General features: G+C 73.2%; 17 protein-coding genes and 2 tRNA genes. 9 read left to right on the top strand and 10 right to left on the bottom strand.

Annotation, left to right across the window (positions count from 1 at the left end; translation table 11 throughout):
• Positions 1-67: 67 nt before the first annotated feature.
• The 4 genes from FYW95_RS12650 to FYW95_RS12635 all read right to left on the bottom strand — a co-directional run bounded on the left by FYW95_RS12650 (position 68) and on the right by FYW95_RS12635 (position 4,931).
• Positions 68-1,357: a sugar ABC transporter substrate-binding protein gene (locus tag FYW95_RS12650; protein ID WP_159942754.1), complete on the bottom strand. Its 1,290-nt coding sequence runs from the start codon at positions 1,355-1,357 to the stop codon at positions 68-70.
• Between the two features lie 159 nt (positions 1,358-1,516).
• Complete coding sequence (locus FYW95_RS12645; RefSeq protein WP_159942755.1) at positions 1,517-2,002, bottom strand: hypothetical protein; 486 nt, start codon at positions 2,000-2,002, stop codon at positions 1,517-1,519.
• A gap of 127 nt (positions 2,003-2,129) precedes the next feature.
• On the bottom strand, positions 2,130-3,416 hold the full coding sequence (locus FYW95_RS12640) for an SAM-dependent methyltransferase (RefSeq protein WP_159942756.1): 1,287 nt from the start codon (positions 3,414-3,416) through the stop codon (positions 2,130-2,132).
• 63 nt (positions 3,417-3,479) lie between these two features.
• The gene (locus FYW95_RS12635) at positions 3,480-4,931 is read right to left on the bottom strand and encodes an FAD-binding oxidoreductase (protein ID WP_159942757.1); all 1,452 of its coding nucleotides are present in this window, start codon (positions 4,929-4,931) and stop codon (positions 3,480-3,482) included.
• A 212-nt stretch (positions 4,932-5,143) separates the two neighbouring features.
• Between FYW95_RS12635 and FYW95_RS12630 the strand changes: the two genes are divergently transcribed.
• Positions 5,144-5,929, top strand: a complete 786-nt coding sequence (locus tag FYW95_RS12630; RefSeq protein ID WP_201294838.1) for a glutamate racemase — start codon at positions 5,144-5,146, stop codon at positions 5,927-5,929.
• Positions 5,930-6,105: 176 nt separating this feature from the next.
• Here the strand turns inward: FYW95_RS12630 and FYW95_RS12625 are convergent, their stop codons facing one another.
• Entirely contained in the window at positions 6,106-7,617 is a 1,512-nt protein-coding gene (locus FYW95_RS12625) for a hypothetical protein (protein ID WP_159942758.1), read from the bottom strand.
• 192 nt (positions 7,618-7,809) lie between these two features.
• Between FYW95_RS12625 and FYW95_RS12620 the strand changes: the two genes are divergently transcribed.
• Together FYW95_RS12620 and FYW95_RS12615 are read left to right on the top strand one after the other, a co-directional pair.
• On the top strand, positions 7,810-8,157 hold the full coding sequence (locus FYW95_RS12620; protein WP_159942759.1) for a hypothetical protein: 348 nt from the start codon (positions 7,810-7,812) through the stop codon (positions 8,155-8,157).
• A 176-nt stretch (positions 8,158-8,333) separates the two neighbouring features.
• Positions 8,334-8,861, top strand: coding sequence for a DUF6315 family protein (locus FYW95_RS12615; RefSeq protein ID WP_159942760.1), 528 nt, complete (start codon positions 8,334-8,336; stop codon positions 8,859-8,861).
• Here FYW95_RS12615 and FYW95_RS12610 read toward each other — a convergent pair whose 3' ends face one another.
• The 3 genes from FYW95_RS12610 to FYW95_RS12600 form a co-directional block, all read right to left on the bottom strand.
• Entirely contained in the window at positions 8,862-10,919 is a 2,058-nt protein-coding gene (locus tag FYW95_RS12610; RefSeq protein WP_159942761.1) for an ATP-dependent DNA helicase, read from the bottom strand.
• A 387-nt stretch (positions 10,920-11,306) separates the two neighbouring features.
• Positions 11,307-11,379: transfer RNA gene (locus FYW95_RS12605), tRNA-Ala, on the bottom strand.
• A 228-nt stretch (positions 11,380-11,607) separates the two neighbouring features.
• A complete protein-coding gene (locus FYW95_RS12600) occupies positions 11,608-12,522 on the bottom strand; it encodes an AraC family transcriptional regulator (protein WP_370462983.1) in 915 nt (304 codons plus the stop codon).
• Between the two features lie 84 nt (positions 12,523-12,606).
• Here FYW95_RS12600 and FYW95_RS12595 point away from each other — a divergent pair, with 84 nt between their 5' ends.
• Both FYW95_RS12595 and FYW95_RS12590 read left to right on the top strand, forming a co-directional pair.
• Positions 12,607-14,022, top strand: coding sequence for a MocR-like transcription factor YczR (locus FYW95_RS12595; RefSeq protein WP_159942763.1), 1,416 nt, complete (start codon positions 12,607-12,609; stop codon positions 14,020-14,022).
• A 75-nt stretch (positions 14,023-14,097) separates the two neighbouring features.
• Complete coding sequence (locus FYW95_RS12590; protein ID WP_159942764.1) at positions 14,098-14,979, top strand: NAD(P)-dependent oxidoreductase; 882 nt, start codon at positions 14,098-14,100, stop codon at positions 14,977-14,979.
• Positions 14,980-15,143: 164 nt separating this feature from the next.
• On the opposite strand, the gene FYW95_RS12585 is transcribed toward FYW95_RS12590, so the two are convergent.
• Positions 15,144-15,216: transfer RNA gene (locus FYW95_RS12585), tRNA-Ala, on the bottom strand.
• A gap of 153 nt (positions 15,217-15,369) precedes the next feature.
• On the opposite strand from FYW95_RS12585, the gene FYW95_RS12580 reads away from it, so the two are divergent.
• Positions 15,370-15,663 (top strand): GroES family chaperonin, encoded by a 294-nt coding sequence (locus tag FYW95_RS12580; protein ID WP_159942812.1) that lies wholly within the window; start codon positions 15,370-15,372, stop codon positions 15,661-15,663.
• A 24-nt stretch (positions 15,664-15,687) separates the two neighbouring features.
• On the opposite strand, the gene FYW95_RS12575 is transcribed toward FYW95_RS12580, so the two are convergent.
• Positions 15,688-16,275 carry a TetR/AcrR family transcriptional regulator gene (locus FYW95_RS12575; protein WP_159942765.1) on the bottom strand — a complete coding sequence of 196 codons (588 nt, stop codon included), beginning with the start codon at positions 16,273-16,275 and terminating at the stop codon, positions 15,688-15,690.
• Positions 16,276-16,413: 138 nt separating this feature from the next.
• Between FYW95_RS12575 and FYW95_RS12570 the strand changes: the two genes are divergently transcribed.
• From FYW95_RS12570 to FYW95_RS12560, 3 genes are all read left to right on the top strand, one after another.
• Positions 16,414-18,159, top strand: a complete 1,746-nt coding sequence (locus tag FYW95_RS12570; protein WP_160050371.1) for an ABC transporter ATP-binding protein — start codon at positions 16,414-16,416, stop codon at positions 18,157-18,159.
• Positions 18,160-18,309: 150 nt separating this feature from the next.
• Positions 18,310-19,473 (top strand): alpha-hydroxy-acid oxidizing protein, encoded by a 1,164-nt coding sequence (locus FYW95_RS12565; protein ID WP_160050364.1) that lies wholly within the window; start codon positions 18,310-18,312, stop codon positions 19,471-19,473.
• A 58-nt stretch (positions 19,474-19,531) separates the two neighbouring features.
• The gene (locus FYW95_RS12560; protein WP_160050363.1) at positions 19,532-20,413 is read left to right on the top strand and encodes an alpha/beta fold hydrolase; all 882 of its coding nucleotides are present in this window, start codon (positions 19,532-19,534) and stop codon (positions 20,411-20,413) included.
• Positions 20,414-20,415 lie beyond the last annotated feature (2 nt).

Here is a 20,415-nt window from a genome sequence, read left to right as displayed (position 1 = left end):
GGCCGGGTCGCGGACGCCCGGCTCCGGCCCGCTGCTGGTGTCCAGCCCGACCGGTGTTCCCACGTGTCTACCCCCCGTTGAGGATGCGTTCGATCTCGCCGGCGGCCCTGGTGGTGGCCTCCTCCACCGTCGCCTCGCGGTTGAGGATGGACTGCTGCATCCCGACCAGGACCTTCTCCGCCTCCACCTGGGTCCAGGCGGGGGTGGCGGGCACCCCGCGGCTGGCCTCCTTGAGCTGGACGGCGAAGGGCTCCAGGATGGGGTCGGCCTCGGCGGAGAACACGTCGACCCGGTCGGCCTCGCCGGGGAAGAACCCGGTCTCCTCGGCCCAGCGCATGGCGAACTCCTCGCCGGTCAGGTGCTGGACGTACCGCCAGGCCGCCTCCTCGTTCCCGGTGCCCTCGAAGACCGACAGCAGCGAGCCGCCCGCGAAGGAGGGCATGTACCCGCCGTCGGGGCCGGGCAGGGTGAAGGCGTCGATCCGGCCCTCCAGGTCGGGGTTGGCCTCCCAGATGGCCTTGGGGTTGGCGCTGCCCAGGATGGCCATGGCGGCCTTCTCCTCGGCGACGGCCTCCATGACGTCGATCTCGTTCCAGTTGACGGCGCCGGTGGTGGAGGTTCCGTCCTCCAGTGCCAGGCCGGTGAAGAAGCCGATCCCCTCGCGGGCCTGCTCGCTGTCGACCCCGGAGGTCCAGACGCCGTCGGAGCCCTGCTCGGCGATCTCCCCGCCGCCGCCCCAGATCCAGGGCATGACCGAGTACTGGGCGTCGCCGGGTACGGGGAGGGCGATCATGTCCTCCTCGGCCTCCGACAGCGCCAGCGCGGTCTCGCGCAGCTCGTCCCAGTCGCCGGGGACCTCCAGCCCGTGCTCCTCGAACAGGTCGCTGCGGTAGACGACCGAGCGGATGGAGGCGTACCAGGGCACGCCGTAGACGCCGTCCTCCAGCTGGCCCATCTCCATCAGGCCGGGGATGTAGCGGTCGGTGTCGACGCCGTGGCCGGACAGGTCGCGCAGGACCCCGGCGTCGGCGAACCCGGGGGTGAAGGTGTTGCCGAGTTCGGCGACGTCGGGCATGGTGCCGCCGGCGATGGCGGTGGAGAGTTTGTTCTGGGCGTCCTGCCAGGGCACGAACTCGACCTCGACCTCGATGCCGGTCTCGTCGGTGAACGCGGTGTTGGCGGCCTCGAAGAAGCCCGTTTCGTCGGGGTTGGTGCCCTGCATGATCCAGACCAGGAGGCGGTCGCCGCCCGAGGCGTCGCCTCCGGTGCCCCCTGCCGTCCCACACGCCGCGGCGGCCAGGACCAGCGCCGCCGCGGCGGGGAGCGGAACGTACTCGTGTGTTCGTCTGCGGCCCATCGGCACGCCTCCCGTTCCTTTCGGGGCCCCCCGGGTTGGTAGGAAACCTACGTAAAGAACCGCCTTGAGTGAAGTTAACCACTGTCTTTCGTGTCTGACCTGTTAGGGGGCGGCCGACGGGAGGGAGTGTCGCGGAGTCCGGGGCCTCGCGGGCCGGGGTCAGTCGGCCAGTCCGGTGACCTGGCGCAGGATGGAGACGAGCTCGGCGCGCTTGTAGACCGCCAGGCCGATGGCGGCGGAGAAGGCGGCGAGCATGTGCACGTAGACCATGGGGTCGCCCATGGTGAAGCGCTCGGCGGCCTCCTCCTCGCCGACCGAGTGCGCCTCCCAGGCGGTGGAGACGGCGAACTCCAGCTCGGGCGGGAGCATCTCGGCGACCGTGCGGGCGACGGCCTCGCGCGAGTCGGCGGGCTTCCAGACCACGCCGGTCCGCTGGACACGGCGGCTGAGGAAGGCCGCGATGACCTTGAGCTCGGAGGTGACGGCCGCCGCGTCGTCGGCGGCGCGCGGGACGGCCTCGTCGAGTTCGCGCTGGTCGCGGTCGGCGTAGGCGGCGATCAGGTCGATCGCGGTCCGCTTGACGTGCTCGGGGACGTCGGAGGCGGGGGTGGGCCCGTCGGTGCTGTGGTCGGAGGACTCGGACACGGCGTGGTCCCTTCCGGTGGGTGTGCGACTGGGTCCATGATGCCGCCAAGCCGCCCCGGAACGTCCGTGGACAGGCCGGGGTCCCGTACCCGGAAGGCGCCGCCGCCGGCGCCTTCCGGGGCCCGGGTCAGAACCAGGGGCGCAGCGGCACGTGCGCGTCGGTGCCGTCCAGTTTGACGCCGAGGATCTGGTGCAGCTGGACCACGTTGGTCTCGAAGCCGAGCACGCAGCCGGCCATGTAGAGCCGCCAGAGCCGGGCGGTGCCCTCGCCGACCTCGGCTACGGCCTCGTCCCAGTGGCGCTCCAGGTTGGCGCCCCAGTGGCGGAGGGTGAGCGCGTAGTGCTCGCGCAGGTTCTCCTGGTGGCGGATCTCGAACCCGGCGTCGTTCATCGCGGTCTGGATCTGGCCGGGGCCCTCCAGCTCGCCGTCGGGGAAGACGTACCGGTTGATGACGCCCTTGGTGTTCATGGGCGGCAGGTCGTTGCGCGGACGGGTGATGCAGTGGTTGAGCAGCCGGCCGCCCGGGACGAGTTTGTCGTGGAGGGAGGCGAAGTAGGCGGGCAGGTTCTTCGCGCCGACGTGCTCGGTCAGGCCGATGGAGCTGATCCGGTCGAAGCTGCCGTCGGGTACGTCCCGGTAGTCCATGTGGCGGACCTCGGCCAGCTCCGACAGGCCCTCCTGAGCGATCTTCTTGGCGGCCCACTCGGCCTGTTCCTTGGACAGGGTGACGCCGAGCGCGCGGACCCCGTGCTCACGGGCGGCGTGCATGACCATGCCGCCCCAGCCGCAGCCCACGTCGAGCAAACGCATGCCCGGTTCCAGGCCGAGCTTGCGCGAGACCAGTTCGTACTTGCGGAACTGGGCGCTCTCCAGGGCTCCGTCGAAGCGCCCCACCCGCTCCGGGGAGGCGTCCTCGTCGTCGAAGACCGCGCAGGTGTAGGTCATCGACGGGCCCAGGACCATCTCGTAGAAGGCGTTGGAGACGTCGTAGTGGTGGTGGATGACCTCGGCGTCGCGCTGCTTGGAGTGGCGCCAGCCCAGACCGGCGAGGCGGCCGCGTGTCATCTCCTGCGGCGGCGGGGCCACCCGGTTGACGAACTTGACCCAGCCCACGGAGCGCACGATCTCGACGATGTCGCGCGCCGAGACGTTGACCCCCTCGGCGAAGACGAAGTCCGCCATGCGCCGGAGGGCGGTGTACATGTCCCCCTCCAGCTCCAGGTGGCCGGAGACGTAGGCGCGGGTCAGGCCGACGGCGTTGGGGGACTGCGCGAGGTAGTTGACGGCGACCGGGGTGCGCACGTGCAGCCCGATGTCGCTGTCGGGGTCTCCCGAACTGCTGCCGTCGTAGGCGGTGAACCGGATGGGCGCGTCGGGTCCCACGACGCGTTCGAAGATCTCGGCAAGCCGCATTGCTCTGTCCTTCCTGTCGCGGATGCGGCCCATGGCCGTCGGGTCGCGTCCCGGTGGTGTCCTCTAACGGTTGTGCACGCACTTGGCGTACAGGTCGAGTAGCCGCCCCTGGGGGTCGTAGGCCTGCTTGAGGCCGGAGTAGGCCGGACCGTTGTAGAGCCGCCAGAACTCCTCCTCGGTGTAGAAGGAGTCCGAGTACAGGGACTTGTGGCCGCCCAGTTCGGCGACCTTCTCCTCGACCAGGCGGTTGTGGTGGGCGCGGCGCTGCCCCGGCTTCATGTCGACCAGGCCCCAGAAACCGAAGTTCACGTAGAGGCGGTCGGCCTCCAGCGGGTAGAGCGGCCACACGGGCTCGCCGGGGTCCGCCCCGGCCCGCCGGGGCTCGCTCAGGCGCAGGGGGCACATCCACACCGGGGTCATGCCGATCTCGGCGTGGTAGAAGTCCAGGAACTCGGCCCCGCGCTCGACGCCCACCTCGATGTCCTGGATCAGCGGTTCCTGGGGGCGTCTGCCCCGGTAGTGGTTGAGCAGCCGGAAGAAGTCGGTGCGGCGGTCCCAGGCGACGAGTCTGCGGTAGACGTCGGAGCGCTTGAGGGAGCGAGGCCACAGGGCGCGGACCAGCGGGTGCTGGACGCCGAAGGCCCGCGAGCACCAGAACCAGTCGGTGTCCCAGCGCCACAGGTAGTCCTGGACGGTGAGGTAGTCGCCGGGTCCGGTGCCCGCGTGGCGCCGAATGGACCGGTAGTAGATGTCCTGGCCCGTGTAGTCGCCGGTCCAGGGCGCCTGGTCGGTGAAGCGGGCCAGGGTCAGGTACAGCTCGTCGGGGGCGAACGCGACGCCGTCCACGAAGTCGACCGGCTGGCCGTCGTGCTCGCGGTCGGCGCAGATCCGGGCGAGGGCGTCCATGGTCTCGGCGGCGTCGGAGAAGCGCAGGTGGCGCAGGTGCACGTAGGGGGAGACCGGTTCCAGCTCGATGCGCAGGCGCAGGCTGTAGCCCAGGGTCCCGTAGGAGTTGGGGAAGCCGTAGAAGAGGTCGCGGTACTCGTTGTCGCGGGTGGCCGTGACGACGTCGCCGCCGCCGGTGAGGATCTCCATCTCCTGGACCGCCTCGTGGGGCAGGCCGTTGCGGAAGGAGGAGGACTCGATGCCCATGCCGGTGACGGCGCCGCCCAGGGTGATGGTGCGCAGCTGGGGGACGACGGTCGGCATGAGGCCGTGCGGGAGGGTGGCCGCCACGAGGTCCTCGTAGGTGGTCATGCCGCCGACGTCGGCGAGGCGTTCGACCGGGTCGATGGAGATCACCCCGGTGAACGCGGACACGTCCAGGGGTGGCGCACCGCTGGCCTCGCGGAAGCGGAAGAGGTTGGAGGTGGGCTTGGCCAGGCGCACCGGGGCGTCCGGGGGGAGCGCGCGGTAGTCGCGGCGCAGCTTCTGGACCGCGGCGACGTGCTCGGCCAGACCGGTCCGCGTTCGGGCGGGGGTGCCGCCGCCCGTTGTCTGATGCTGAGGAGCCATCCCAGTTTCCCGTCCCTCCACGACGCACGGCGTGAGCCGGTGCCTGGCCGCGCGAAGCCGCGCGGACGGCCCGATCCACTCAGTTCTACCTATCGGTAACGACATTTCGCCAACCTATTTGTGACGTGTCGTCCGCCTCATTCCTCGTTCTGGGCCGTGACCGCAAGGCGACCCGCCAGGCCGGCGCGGAACTGGTCGTAGGATCTGGTTCCGTGCGTATCGCTCTCGTTGACTCCGGTATCGGCATGCTCTCGACCGCGGCGGCCCTGCGTTCCGCGCGGCCGGACGCGGACCTGTTCCTGTCCATGGACCCGGACCACATGCCGTGGGGCCCGCGCACCCCCGACGAGGTGATCGCCCGCGCGCTGGCCGGGGCCCGGGCCGCCCGCGAGGCGGCCGGTGACGGCGGTCTGGACGCGGTGGTGGTGCCGTGCAACACGGCCTCGGTGCACGGTCTGGCCCGGCTGCGCGCCGAGTTCGAGCCGGAGGTCCCGGTGGTCGGAACGGTGCCCGCCATCAAGCCCGCGGCGGCCGGGGGCGGGCCGATCGCGGTGTGGTCCACCGTCGCGACCACGCGCAGCGCCTACCAGCGCCAACTGGTCGAGACCTTCGCGCGCGGCGTGGAGGTGGCCCAGGTGGCCTGCGTGGGGCTGGCCGAGGCCGTGGAGTCGGCCGATCCGCGGCTGGTCGAGGACGCGGTGGCCTACGCCGCAGGACTGACCCCCGCCGGTGTGCGCGCCGTCGTTCTGGGCTGCACGCACTACGACCTGGTGGGCGAGTCCGTCCTGGCCGCCCTCGACGGCCGGGCGACCCTGTTCACCGCGGCCGGCGCCGTGGCGGCCCAGACCCTGCGCCGGATCGGCGAGGCCCCCGCCGGTGAGGGCCACGGCCGGGTCCGGGTGCTGGCCAGCGGCAGACCCGCCCCGCTGCCCGCCGCCGCGCTGGCCTACCCCGCCGGGCGCTCGCTCGCCGACGGGGTGGGCGCGGCCACCCCGTAGCCCCCGTACCGGGGAGCAGGGGCGCCCTCCACGGGGTCGGGGCGAGCAGTGCCGGGGCCACGGCCACCGGGCTGACGTGAGCAGTGCCCGCGTACCGCCTTTAGGGGCGCCAGGGGGATCCGGGGGTGTGTCCGCGCCGCGACGGCGGCGCGGTCCGGCGGATCCGCCCCGAGGCCCTAGGTGTACTGACCTGAGAGGTTGGTGACGCGGGTGGCGGGAGGGCCGTCGAGCGCTCCGGCGGCGAGCGTGCTCACCAGGGTGCGCACCCCGGCGGTGTCGTTGTCGTGCAGGAGGGTCTCCAGCAGCGACAGCGCGGCGCGCTGGTCCCCCGGGCGTTCGCGCACGTGCCTCCACTGGGGCTCGGTCGCCGCGTCCGAGAGCATCAGGGTGCGGCCGACCTGGCCGAGCGCCGTCAGCAGGGACGTGTCGTGCGGGATCCGCTCCAGGGCCGCGTTGACCTGTTCGGCCTGCCGTTCGGGGTTGACCTCCTCCGCGGGCTGGGACCGCAGGAAGGCGAGCACCTCCTCGGGCGGGGCCAGCGGCTGGACGGGCGGCATGGCCGCGATCATGGCGCGCACCTCCGCCAGGTCGCCCGTGATCTCGGCGGTTCGCCCCAGCTGACCGATCAGCCGCTCGGCGCGCTGGGCCGAGCAGCTCGCCACCCAGCGGGCGCCGCGCCCCGCGGCCAGGCGCGCCGAGGCCAGGGCGAGTTCCGCGCCGCGGCGCGGGGCGCCCACCCGTTCGAAGTAGCGCGACCAGGTGGTCACCCGCACCCCCAGCCGCCAGTCGTTGCGCACCACGCCCTGGCACACCAGGTTCTCCACCGCCTCGACCCAGGCGGGGCGCAGGTTCGGCTGGGCCTCGGCCTCCTCCACGGTGGGCAGCGGGTCGATGGCCTCCCGGGGCGGGCAGTGGCCCAGGCGGGCCAGCCAGGACAGCAGCCGGGCCCGCTCGAAGCGGATGCGGCGGCGCAGGGCGGTGCGGCGCGGGTTGGCCTCGTCCAGGTCCAGCTCCGCCTCCACGCGGTCCAGCGCCTCCAGGGCCTCCGTGTGCCTGTCCTGGTACCTGAGCGCTCTGACCAGGGTGAACACCCCTTCGGCGCCGAGCAGGGCCGGGCCGGTGGCCGTGTGCTCATAGCGCCGCAGTTCGGCCTCGGCCCGCTCTGGCAGGTCCTCGTCGATGAGGAGGTTGATCCGGGCCAGGGTGAGGGCGGGCCAGGCCGGAGTGCGTTCCCACCCGGCCAGGCTGCGGGTGGCGAGCAGTTCGCGGCGCAGGCCGGTGGTGCCCCGGGCGTCGATGTTGGCGTGGCAGCGCACGAGGGTCTCCCGCAGGGAGACGGGCAGGGGCCCGTGCTCGTGCGGGTCGGGCTCGTCCTCGGCCGCCGCGCTGACCTGGTCCAGTGCCCTCCCGCCCTCGGCCAGGCTTCCCACCCGGACGGCCAGGGGCCAGTGCGCGAGGAAGAACAGGGTCGGCGGCCCGAAGAGGCCCGGAACCCCGGGCTGGTCCGAACCGGCCTCGGCGACCAGACGGCGCGCGGTCCGCAGGGCCGACCGGGCCACGGCCTCGACCCGCACCGCGTCGCCGGCCTCGCAGAGCACCGGCAGATCCGCGACCGCCTCGGCCAGTTCCCGCTGCCCCGCCTCCCGAAGCCGGCGCGCGGCCTCGGCCACCCATGTCCACATCGGCATGATCTCTCCCCCATGTCAGTGCCGGGTGAGAACAGAACGTAGCAGCGCCGTGACACAGCTGTCCGGAAAACGCGGAAACCGGTGCAGCCCGGGGTTTACGCGTCCGATGGGGCGGGATTCGGCCCGATAGACTCGGCGGCACCGCGGTGCCGCCGAGGGCCGCCCGAACCTACCAAGGGGACATGAGCGCCGATGGGATGGCGAGACCGTTTCGGACTCCGTAAGGCCAATCGCAAAGGTAAGGCCCGTTTCGACCGGGCATCCGAGGATTCGGACATCAAGGCGCTGATCGACTTCGCCAAGAGCCGGGTGGGGGTGGAGTTCTTCGTGGAGCCGGAGACCTTCGCGACCAGGACCACGGCGGTGGCGGTCGCCACGGACGGCGAGTGGATCCGGCGCCGGTGCGGCTCCCCCGAGGTGATCCGCAAGGTCGCCAGCGACCTGGCGGTCCCCGCCTACGACGTGCAGATCGTCGGGTACCCGCAGCGGATGCGCGACTGGAGCGCCCGCAACAAGCGCGGCCTGTCGATGGACGAGTGACCGTCTGGTGCGTGTGAGTAAGACTCGCCACACCGACACGCCGTCGACGACGTACCCGAAACCCCTTACCGGGCCATTTTGGGCATTGATGACGAGTCCTTGCCGCGACTTCCTTTCGGAACGGGTTCCCTAACGGCCTCCATCCGTCGCATACTCGCCTGGGAGGGGGGACTCTGATGAAGCAGGATCTCACGGCCCTGTGCTGCGACTGCGGCACGATTCGCGAGGTGAGCGACTACCAGAGTGTGGGCGAGGCGCAGTCCGCCTACGGACTGGCCCGCTGCGTCGTCTGGCGCAAGTGCCGCACCTGCGGTTACCGCACCTACCACGCCTACCTGCGCGCGGACGAGGACCGCGACGAGTTGGAGGACGCCCTGCGCCTGGACGGCGCGCTGGCCGCCGAGGCCCTCGACGAGGAGGTCGAACAGCTGCGGCTGTGCGGCGTCGAGGTCGGACACGCCCCCGTTCCCGCCATCTGGGACGGGCAGTCCGTGGGCATGGTGACCCAGCGCCTGACCGACCGCGCCTACGCGATCGTGCTGGACCCCGAGGCCTCCGTGGTCTCCCGGCTCAAGCTCATCGACATGATGTGGAACGAGCTGCTCGTCGGCGAGCACGACGACCGCTGGTTCATCCAGGAGGCCGAGGACGAGGACTCCCCCGCGTACGCGGTCCGGCTGTTCGGCTACCGCACGCGGGGGTGACTATCCGGCGGCGGGCTCGGGCGCGGCCCTGCCGGAGAGCCGGCGCAGCGCCGACCTGGCCACCTGCGGGTCGGTGGTGCCCCAGTAGGGCGGCAGGGAGGCCCGCAGGAAGCCGCCGTAGCGCGCGGTGGCCAGACGCGGGTCCAGGACCGCGATGACCCCCCGATCGTCAGTGGAGCGCAGCAGGCGCCCGGTCCCCTGGGCCAGCAGCAGCGCGGCGTGCGTGGCGGCCACCGACAGGAAGCCGTTGCCGCCGTGCGCGGCCACCGACCGCTGGCGGGCCGAGGCCAGCGGGTCGTCCGGCCGGGGGAAGGGAATCCGGTCCACGATCACCAGGGACAGCGAGGGCCCCGGCACGTCCACGCCCTGCCACAGCGACAGGGTGCCGAACAGGCAGGCTCGTTCGTCCTCGGCGAACTCCCGGACCAGGTGGCCGGTGGAGTCCTCCCCCTGGCACAGGATCGGGTGGTCCAGGCGCTCGCGCAGTTCCTCGGTGGCCTTCTGGGCGGCGCGCATGGAGGAGAACAGGCCCAGGGCGCGGCCGTCCGCGGCCTCGATGAGCTCGGCGATCTCGTCCAGGTAGGGCTCCGCGAGCCCGTCGCGGCCGGGCGGGGGCAGATGGGCGGCCACGTAGAGGATCCCCCTGCGGGAGTGCTCGAAGGGTGAGCCGACGTCCAGCGCGCGCCAGCGGGGCTCCCCCGCCGCACGGTGCGGGCCGTCCTCGGCCTCGTCCCGCTCCGGGTCGTTCGCGCGCTCGGCGGCCTCCTGGGTGACCTCGCGGCCCAGCCCCCACTGGTGGGCCAGGGCGGAGAAGGACCCGCCCAGGACCAGGGTGGCGGAGGTCAGGACCACCGTGCGGTCGCCGAAGAGCTTCTCCCGCAGCAGTCCGCCGATCCCCAGCGGGGCGACGTGGAGCGCGGGTTGGCGGCCCGGGGTCTTGGTCAGCCACACCACCTCGGTGCGGTCGCGCAGCGCGGGTTCGAAGGACTCCAGGACCCGCACGGCGGTGTCGTGCACCTCGCCGAGCGAGGCCAGGGCCAGGCGCCGGTCGCTGGCGCTGTCGGGGTCCAGCTCGCCCGGCGAGGGGCCGATCGCGGTGACACAGGCCGAGGCGGCGTCCCTGGTGGCGGCGACGGCGTTGGCCAGGGCGTCGTCGATGTGGTCCAGGCGCCCCTCGGGCACGTCGGAGAACATCAGGGCCAGGCCGTCGGCGCACTCGGTCAGGCGCTCGCTGGTCCCGGGTTCGACCAGGCGGGCCGCGCGCTTGGCGGCGGTGGTGACGGTGCGCTCGTTGAGGACGCCGGTGGCCACGGAGGTGGCGCGGTCGACGAGCTCGTGGGCCTCGTCGATCATGATCGTGTCGTGCTCGGGCAGGATGTGGTGGCCCTGGGACATGTCGATGGAGAGCATGGCGTGGTTGGTGACCACCACGTCCACCCCCTGGGTGGCCTCGCGGGCGAACTCGGCGAAGCACTCCTGGCCGAAGGGGCAGATCCGGGCGCCCACGCACTCGTTGGCGCCCACCGACACCTGGCGCCAGGCCAGGTCGCTGACGCCCGGAACCAGCTCGTCGCGGTCGCCGGTGGCCGTCTCCTCCGCCCACTCGTGCAGGCGGGCCACCTGGCGGCCCAGCGAGGAGAGCTGGCGGGGGTCGAACAGCTCCGCGTCCTCGGTGTCCTCCCCCGCGGTCTGGAGCCGGTTGCGGCACAGGTAGTTGCGCCGGCCCTTGAGCACGGCGAACGTGGGCTCGCGGGGCAGCAGCGGGGCCAGGGCCTTGGCCAGGCGCGGCAGGTCGCGGTCGATGAGCTGGTTCTGCAGGGCGATGGTGGCGGTGGAGACCACCACGGTGCTCTCCTTGGCCATCGCGTGCCGGATCGCGGGCACCAGGTAGGCCAGGGACTTGCCGGTGCCGGTACCGGCCTGGACCACCAGGTGTTCGCGTTCGTCGACCGCGTGGGCCACGGCGTCGGCCATGGCCGCCTGGCCCTCGCGGCGGCTGCCGCCCAGGGCGGTGACGGCCGCGTCGAGGAGGACGGGGATGTCGGGGAGATCTGCCACGGATCGACAGTACCGGCCCGAGCGGACAGGCCAGGAGTTATCCACAGGGCGCTTGTCCGCCGGGGCTCAGCCGCGGGTCCGGGCGCACTCCCGGACGGCGGCGTCGAAGGCGTCGGGGCGCTCGGCGTCGCACACGTGGCCGGCCCCGGGGATGACGGTGAGGCGCGCGGGGCGGACGCTCCGCGCGGGCGGAGCCGACGGTGCCAGCCGGTGCGCGCAGGTCGTCGGAGCCGTGGAGCGGCGGCACCGGGCGAAGGTCCGCCTCCGCGGCCGCGAGGCGCGGCGGCCGAGCGGCGCACCGGGGGCTCGGGGGTCTCCCCCCGGGAAAAACGAAGGACGACCCGGCGAGGCGGCCGAAGGCCCCCGAGCAGGATCGTCCTGAGTCCGTGGAGCTATGGGGATTCGAACCCCAGACCTCCTCCATGCCATGGAGGCGCGCTACCAACTGCGCCATAGCCCCGTGTGCCTTGCGGCAACGGTGCTCAGTCTATCGGATGCGGGAGGGTGCGATGGCCGCGGCCGGTGTCGGACAGCCCACACGCCCTCCTCCGCCCGTGTTCACCCCCGGCCGGTGCGGGGAACGGGGAGGGCATGGACGGTGAGGCACGGCAGGACCCGGTCGCGGTGTTGAGGCGCTGGGAGGAGCACGGTGCCGTGTGGCGGGTGGTGGAGCGCTCCCCCGGCCGGGTCACGGTCGCCCTGTGCCGCTGTGACGGAGGCGAGGAGGTGGAGCGCCTGGTGTCGGGGGACCCTCGGCTCCTGGCCTTCGTGGACGCCGCGGACCGGGCCGGGCCGCCCCGGACGCCGCCGTCCACACGGACGGGGTCATCCCGTAGGCGCGCTTGAACATGCGGCTCATGTGGCTCTGGTCGGCGAAACCGGCCGCGGTCGCCGCCTCGCTCAGCGGTGTGCCCCCGGCCGCCAGCCGCCGCACCAGGTCGAGTTGGCGCATGGTGCGGAACCGGGTCGGGCTGGTTCCGAACGCGGCGCGGAACTGGCGGGCGAGCGTCCACCGGTCCAGCCCGGCGGCCGACTCCAGCTCCGCCGCCGAGTGCCGGACGGCCGGGTCGGAGGCGATGAGGTCGCGCGCCCGGCGCAGTGCGCCCAGGGCCAGCCGCTCCCCTCCGGACGCGCCCGGGCCCGCCAGCAGGTCGGCCACCAGGCAGACCACCTCCGTCCGCTCGGCCTCACCGAGCGGGGTGTCGATGTCGAGCAGCCAGTCCAGCAGCGGCGCGCCCGCCCGCTCCGGTTCCAGCACGGGGTCCGCCACGAAGGGCAGCCGGACGCCGCCGAGCGCCTCCTGTACCACCGCGGGGTCCACGCGCAGGATCCGGTAGCGCACGCCCTCCCCCGTCCCCGGGGCCCCGTCGTGGACCTCGTCGGGGTGGAGCACGCAGACCTGGCCCGGCCGACAGGTGTGCCGCCGCCCCCGGTAGCCGAAGGACAGCACGCCGCCCAGGGTGACGCCGATGCCGTAGGTGTCGTGGCGGTGCGCGGCGAACGCCGAGCGCACCAGGAACGCCTCCAGGCGCTCGATGCCCTCGGTCCCCGTTCCGACGCGCAACCGGGACCTCTCCAGCCCGCCCACCGCCACCCGTACCACCGCTTCCTCCGGAACGCCCTTCCCGGCCATCCCAGCCGGTCCGGCCGCCGGTGACAACGGTCCAACGCGCCTACAGTGGACCGCATGCCCGTCGCCGCACACGCCCGAACCCGGTTGTCCGCCCGGCGCCTGTCCTCCCTGCTCGGTGAGTGGGAGAACGGCCCGAGCGTCTACGCGGCCCTGGCTGACCGGATCCGGCTCCTGGTGGTCGACGGGCGCGTGCCCACCCGGACCCAGCTGCCCTCGGAGCGCGAGCTGGCCGCCGAGCTCGGCCGCAGCCGGTCCACGGTCGTCGCGGCGTACCGGTCGCTGCGCGCCTCCGGGCACCTGGTGAGCGTGCGCGGCTCGGGCAGCGTCACGACGCTGCCCCCGCGATCCGCCTCCGCCCCGCCCGCCGTCGACTTCGCGCACGCGGTCCCGCCCCCGATCGCCGGGCTGGAGGAGATCATGGCCGAGGCCGCCGCGGCGGTGCCCCTGGCCCTGGACGGCCCCGGGCTCGACCTGTGGGGCGACCGCGAGCTGCGCGGTCGCATCGCCGACCGCTACACCGACCGGGGGCTGCCCACCACGCCCGAGCAGGTGATGGTCACCATGGGCGGACAGCACGCCATCGCGCTCACCGCACGCGCCCTCGTCAGCCGGGCGGACCGCGTCCTGGTCGAGTCACCGACCTACCCCCACGCCTGTGAGGCGCTGCGGGAGGCCGGGGCCAGGCTGGTCACGACCCCCGTGTCCGTGCACGGCTGGGACGGCGACCACCTCACGGCCGTCCTGGAGCGGTCCCGCCCGTCGCTGGCCTACCTGGTCCCGGACTTCCACAACCCGACCGGCGCGTCGATGCCGCCGGAGCTGCGCGAGCGCGTCGCGGCGGTCGCCGCCCGCACCGGCACCGTCCTGCTGGTGGACGAGACCACGGCCGACCTCGGTGTCGACCGGCCCTGGGACGACGGGCCGCTGGCCCGGTACCTGCCCTCGGGCACGGTGACGGTGGGCTCCCTGAGCAAGAGCGTGTGGGGCGGTCTGCGCCTGGGCTGGGTGCGCGCGGACACGGAGGTCATCGACCAGCTGGTCCGGGCGCGTCCCTCCCATGACCTGGGAACGCCGTGGTTGGAGCAGTTGGTCGCCCGCGGAGTCCTGGACCGCCTTCCCGAACTGCTGCGCCGGCGCTCCGAACAGCTGCGCGAGCGGCGCGGGCTGCTGTCCTCCCTGCTGCGCGAGCGGATCCCCGAGTGGGGAGTGCCCGCGCCTTCCGGCGGCCTGTCCCTGTGGGTGGGCCTGGGGCAGCCGCTCAGTTCCGCGCTCGCACTCGTCTGCCGCTCCAGGGGCATCGCGCTCTCGGCCGGTCCGCGGTTCGCCGTCGACGGCTCGCAGGAGAGGTTCGTACGCCTGCCCTTCACCGCCGAGCCGGACCGGTTGCGCGCCGGGGTGGCGGCACTGGCCGACTGCTGGTCCCTCCTGCCGCCGGCCCCACCGGCGGATCACCTGCCGGACGTCGTCTGAGGGTCGATCACAAACCTTCAAGACCGGCCTCCGACGCCCGGACTACAACGGTGTCCGGACACGAGGGGAGCCACCATGGGAGTCGGTTTCGTCGGCCTGGGCGTCATGGGCCAGGCCATGGCCCTGAACCTGGCCAGGGCGGGCACGCCACTGGTCGTGTGGAACAGGACGGCGTCCCGGTGCCGTCCGCTGGCCGGTCTGGGCGCGGCCGTCGCCGGATCGCCCGCCGAGGTGTTCGGACGGGCGGAGACCGTGTTCCTCATGCTGACCGACGAGCGGGCCACCGACGAGGTCCTCGGTCGCGGCCCGCGGGGCTTCGGCGTGGAGGTCGCCGGGCGCACGGTGGTGCAGACCAGCACGGTCTCCCCGGCCTACTCGCGGGAGCTGGAGGCGGCCCTGGAGGCCGCCGGGGGCCGTTACGTGGAGGCTCCGGTCTCCGGCTCGCGCGGACCCGCCGAGGCGGGGCGGCTCGTGGCGATGCTCGCCGGGCGGGAGGCGGCGGTGAAGGAGGTCACTCCCCTGCTGGCGCCGATGTGCCGGGAGTCGTTCGACTGCGGGGCCGTACCCGGTGGGCTGCTGATGAAGCTCGCCGTGAACGTGTTCCTGGTGACGCTGGTGACCGGGCTGGCCGAGTCGGTGCACTTCGCCGAACGCCACGGGCTCGACCTGGACCGCCTGCTGGACGTGCTCGACGCGGGTCCGATGGCGAGCGAGGTCTCCCGGGCCAAGACGGCCAAGCTGGTCGGCGGGGACTTCACGGTCCAGGCGGCGATCAGCGACGTGTGGAAGAACAGCCGCCTCATCGCCGACGCGGCCCGCACGGCGGGGATCGCCTCCCCGCTGCTGTACGCCTGCGAGGAGCTCTACGGGGAGACCGACGCGATGGGGCACGGCCACGAGGACATGGCCGCCGTCATCCGGGCCCTGCGGGCCCGCAGCGACACCCGCCCGTCCTGAGGGCCCGACCACAGCCCGGAAGCCGAAGGACCACCGCGACCACGGCCGTGCCGTGAGGCGCGGCGGCCGAGCGGCACACCGGGGGTCGGGGGAGTCCCCCGGAGAAACGACGGGACGACCCGGCTGGCGCGGTCACGCGCGAGCGGGGTCGTCCCGGAGTCGAGTGGAGCTATGGGGATTCGAACCCCAGACCTCCTCCATGCCATGGAGGCGCGCTACCAACTGCGCCATAGCCCCTGGTGTGCCGGGCGGTTTCCCCGCTCGGCGATGTGAATACTGTACCGGAGGTTGGGAGTGGGTTGCGACGCCGGGGCCGCGGGGTGGACGGACGGTGGCCGGTTTGGGGGCGCATACCCTGGAGTGGTGCCCGAATCAAAGCTTGAGATCCAGATGCTCCACGACCGCCTGTTGGTGAAGGCGGTCCCGGACAAGAGCGAGCGGCGCAGCAGTGCCGGTCTGGTCATCCCGGACACGGTCAAGCTGGCGACCCGGCTCGCGTGGGGTGAGGTCGTCGGTGCCGGAACCGGCGCCCGCCACGTCAAGACCGGGGACCGCGTGCTCTTCGACCCCGAGGAGCAGGGCGAGGTCGAGCTGAACGGGGAGCGCTACGTGATCCTGCGCGAGCGCGACGTGCACGCCGTCGCCAACGAGGCCCCCGAGCGGGGCACCGGGCTCTACCTGTAGCCCCGCGGGATCTCCCCCAGCCGCTCAGGCGCGTCCCCGGCCCTCGGCGGCCACGGCCTTGACCAGCGAGCGCACGCAGAGGTTGAGTGCCTCGTAGGCGGACGTGCCCTCGACGTTGACGTAGGTCCACGCCGCGTAGAGACCGGCCCACAGGATCTGCCGCGCCCAGCCCGGCGTGACCTCGGGGTCGATGCTGCCGTCGGCGTGGCCGCGTTCGACGAGCGAGCGCAGGGCCAGGTCGGCGGGCCCCCACTCGGCGTCCTCTTCCCACGTCTCCTCGCCGCCGAACGCGAGCATGACCACCCGCTGGAGCCCGAAGTACTCGGGGATGAGCCGCCGGAACGCCTCCAGTCCGGTGCCCTCGGTGGTGCGCGCCCGCTTGGTGGCCTCGTTGATGAGCTCTTCGGCGTACTCGCCGAGGGCGCGGACCAGGTCGGCGCGCTCGGCGAAGTAGCGCTGGAGGGTGCTGCGCGCCACCCCGGCGGTTCTGGCCACCTCGGACAGCGGCGCCGAGGGGCTCTCCGCCAGTACCTCCACCGCCGCCTCCAGGATCGCGCGACGCGTCCGGGCCCGGGCCCTGGTCTCTTCCTCCGCGGGAGCGCTCTTCACCATGCGCCCATCCTAGGCTCGCTGATAATTGGTTGACACGAATCGGTCAACCATGACCTACTTTGGATCATGAATGATCCTTCTGAGATAGACAACGAATCGCCCTCGGGTGCTTCCGAACCCCGCCTGGCCCAGTTACGGGTGCTGTGGTCCTTCGTGCGCCCGCACCGGGGCGCGCTCGCCCTGGGCCTGGTGCTGGCCCTGCTCGGTTCGGCGCTCGAACTGGCCAACCCGATGGTCATCAAGCTCGTCCTGGACACCGTCTCCGGGGGAGGCGGCCTCCTCGGTCCCGTCCTCCTCCTGCTGGGGCTGTTCCTGCTGGGCATGGGGTTCGGCCTCTGGCACTGGATCCTGCTGGGGACCGTCGCGGAGAGGGTGGTGCTGGACGCGCGCGCCTCGCTCGTGCGCCGCTACTTCCGGGCGGCGCTCCTGCCGCTGTCGCGCCGCCCCTCCGGTGAGCTCGTCACCCGGGCCACCTCCGACACCGTGCTCCTGCGCGAGGCCGCCTCCAGCAGCGTCATCAGCCTCATCAACGGGGGTGTGCTGCTGGTGGGAACCCTGGTGATGATGGGGTTCCTGGACCTGGTGCTGCTCGCTGTCACATTCACGGCGGTGGTCGTCGTCACCGTCCTGTTCCTGACGCTGATGCCCGCCCTGGCCCGGGCCCAGGAGCGGGCGCAGAACTCCCTGGGCCTCATGGGCGGTGTGCTCGACGGGGCGCTGCGGGCCATCCGCACGGTCCGGGTCAGCCGCGCCGAGGAGCGGCTGGGAGAGCGGATCCTGGAGCACGCCGAGGAGGCGGCGCGGCAGGGCGTGCGCGCGGTGCGGCGCCAGGCGGTCTCCTGGACGGTGGCCTTCGGCGGTGTCCAGCTGGCCATCATCACCATCCTGGACGTGGGCGCGCTGCGGGTGACCTCCGGGGACCTGGAGGTGTCCTCGCTCATCGCGTTCCTGCTGTACGCCTTCACCCTGATGAACCCGGTCATGGAGCTGTCCCAGAGCATCACCACGCTCCAGTCGGGCGTGGCCGCCGCCAGGCGTATCCGCGAGGTGGAGGCCCTCCCCCTCGAACCCTCCGCCCGGGCCCCGGCGGCCGGGACCGGCGGAGGAGGCCCCTCCCGGGGCCCGCTGCTGGAGCTGCGCGGGGTCACCGCCCGCTACGGGCCCGGCGCCGAACCCGCGGTGGAGGGGGTGGACCTGGTCCTGCCCCGGCGGGGCCACACGGCGATCGTGGGCCCCTCCGGAGCGGGCAAGACCACGGTGTTCTCCCTGCTGCTGCGCTTCCTCGAACCCGAGGAGGGTCAGCTGTTCCTGGACGGAACGCCCTACCGGGAGCTGACCCCGGGACAGGTGCGCGACCGCTTCGCCTACGTCGAGCAGGACGCCCCGGTCGTGCCGGGCACCCTGCGGGAGAACCTGCTGTTCAGCCGCCCCGAGTCCACCGAGGAGGAGGTCCGCCGGGTGCTGGAGCGGGTGCGGCTGTCGGACAAGGTCGACGCCCTGCCGGAGGGACTGGACACCGTCGTGGAGGCCACGTCCTTCTCCGGCGGGCAGCGCCAGCGGATCGCCCTGGCCCGCGCGCTGCTGCGCTCGCCGGACGTGCTGCTCCTGGACGAGGCCACCTCGCAGGTGGACGCGATCACCGAGGCCGCCGTCACCGAGAGCGTGCGCGAGCACGCCGACCGGGCCGCCGTGGTAACCATCGCGCACCGGCTGTCCACGGTGGTCGGGGCCGACACGATCGTGCTCATGGCGGAGGGGCGGGTGCGGGCCCGGGGCACGCACGTGGAGCTCCTGGAACGGGACGGCCTCTACCGGGAGCTGGTGGCGGCGCTGCGCATCGCGGCCCCCGAGGAGGAGTCGGCCCGGGTGGCCCCGCTCACGTGAGCGCGCGGTAGCATCCGCCCAGAGCCGGTCGGCGCGAACGGCTCGACGGCCGCGGGAGCGGCCGGGGTCCGCCCCGGCCTCCCGCCCCGCCCGCCCCGCGCCGTGCCCCGCGGCGCCCGTACCCGGCGCCCCGGCGCCACTTGAGGAAACATGAGCGACTACGCCCGGTACCAGGACGGCGTCTACGCCGACGCGACCAACGGCAGGCTCCCCGAACTGCCCTACCACCACGAGGATCTGCGCGACCTGGCCGAGCGCGCCATGGAACCGGGGCCGTTCGGTTACGTGGAGGGCAGCGCCGGACGCGAGCGGACCGCACGGGCCAACGTGGCGGCCTTCGAGCGCTACGCGCTGCGCCCGCGCACCCTGCGCCCGGGGTCGGAGGGGTCCGGCGACCTGGAGGTCACCCTGTTCGGGGAGCGCTACCCCACCCCGTTGCTGACCGCGCCGATCGGGGTGCTGGAGCAGGTGCACGAGGAGGCGGAGCTGGCCGTGGCCAGGGGAGCCAACGCGCTCGGGGTGCCCATGGTGCTCTCCACCGCCGCGTCGACGCCGATGGAGGAGGTCGCCGAGGCCGTGGACGCGTGGTGGTACCAGCTGTACTGGCCCAGCGACGACGCGCTGGCGGAGTCGTTCGTGCGGCGGGCGACGGCGGCCGGGGCACGGGCGGTCGTGGTCACCTCCGACACCAGGCGGCTGGGCTGGCGTCCGCGCGACCTGGCTCTGGGCCACCTGCCGTTCCTGCGCAGCCAGGGCACGGCGAACTACTTCAGCGATCCGGAGTTCCGGTCGCGGTTGAAGGCCGACCCGGAGCCGGGCGGGGTGTTCACCGAGGCGGTGTTCCACTTCCTCGGCGCCTTCGCCAACCCGTCCCTGAGCACCGACAACATCGCACGGATCCGCCGGTGGACGGACCTTCCCGTGCTGGTCAAGGGGGTGGTGCGCGGGGACGAGGCCGCCGACCTCGTGGCGGCGGGCGTGGACGGGATCGTGGTGAGCAACCACGGCGGACGGCAGGTCGACAACGCGGTGGCCGCCCTGGACGCCCTGCCCGAGGTGGTGGACGCGGTCGGCGACCGCGCCACGGTGCTGTTCGACTCCGGTGTGCGCTCGGGCGCGGACGTGGCCGTGGCGATGGCCCTGGGCGCCAAGGCGGTGCTGTTGGGGCGGCCGTGGGTGTACGGGCTGGCCGTGGCCGGTGCGGCGGGTGTGGAGCACGTGCTGCGCGCGACCCTGGCGGAACTGCAGATCACCGCCGAGCTGATGGGCCGGGACGCGGCCGACCTGGACAGGAGCGACGTCGCGCGCCGCTGACCGGGTACCGCACGTCCGTCCCGCCCCGCGTGACCGCACTTCCCGTGGAGGAGAGACCATGAACACACCACTGCTGCCTCCCGGTGCGGAGGTGGAGCGCGTTCCCCTGGAGGGCGGAAGCGTTCGGGTCCTGCGGGGAGGTTCCCCCCGCGGACCGGCGCTGCTCCTGGTGCACGGCGGGAGCTCGGACAACGCGGCGATCTCCTGGTACCGCCTGTTCGCCCCGTTGTCGCGGAAGTACCACGTGGTCGCCCCCGACCTGCCGGGGTTCGGCGGCACGACGGGCATCGATCCGGTCGGCGGGCCCGAGCGGCAGGCCGACTTCGTGGCGGCGCTCGCGTCGGAGCTGGGGCTGGCCGACGTGGTGGCGGTGGGCGTGTCCATGGGCGGCGACACCGTGCTCAACCTCGCCCTGCGCCACCCGCGGCTGGTCCGGGGCATCGTGCTGATCGCCCCGGGCGGTCTCGTGCCGGCCCTGCGCGGCCGGACCGCGCAGCGGGCGGCGTGGCTGTTCACCCGTCTGCCCGACCGGGTCCTGCTGCCCGCCGCGAGGCTGGCCAACCGCTTCGTCGGGACCGCGCTGCGCACGGTCGTCAGGGACGTCTCCGCCCTCCCGGACGAGGTGGTCCGGGAGTTCCGCCGGGAGGCGCTGCGCGCGGACGCGGGCCTGGGGTACCTGCGCTACAACCAGGCCGTGATCGGTCCGCGTTCCATGCGCAACAACCTGCTGCCGCTGGTGGGGCGGATCACCGTTCCCGCCCTGTTCTTCCACGGGCGGAACGACCCGCTGGTGCCGCCCGAGGGATCGCGCGAGGCCGTGCGCCGGATGCCGAACGCCCGGCTCGCGCTGGTCTCCGACTGCGGTCACTGGGCCCAGCTGGAGGCGCACGAACGCTTCCTGGCGGAACTGACGGACTTCCTGGCCGGTCTGAAGGAGTGAAC

The sequence above is a fragment of the Nocardiopsis sp. FR4 genome, from assembly GCF_009830945.1.
Classification (GTDB): Bacteria; Actinomycetota; Actinomycetes; order Streptosporangiales; family Streptosporangiaceae; genus Nocardiopsis.
This window is presented reverse-complemented; position numbering and strand designations above follow the sequence as displayed.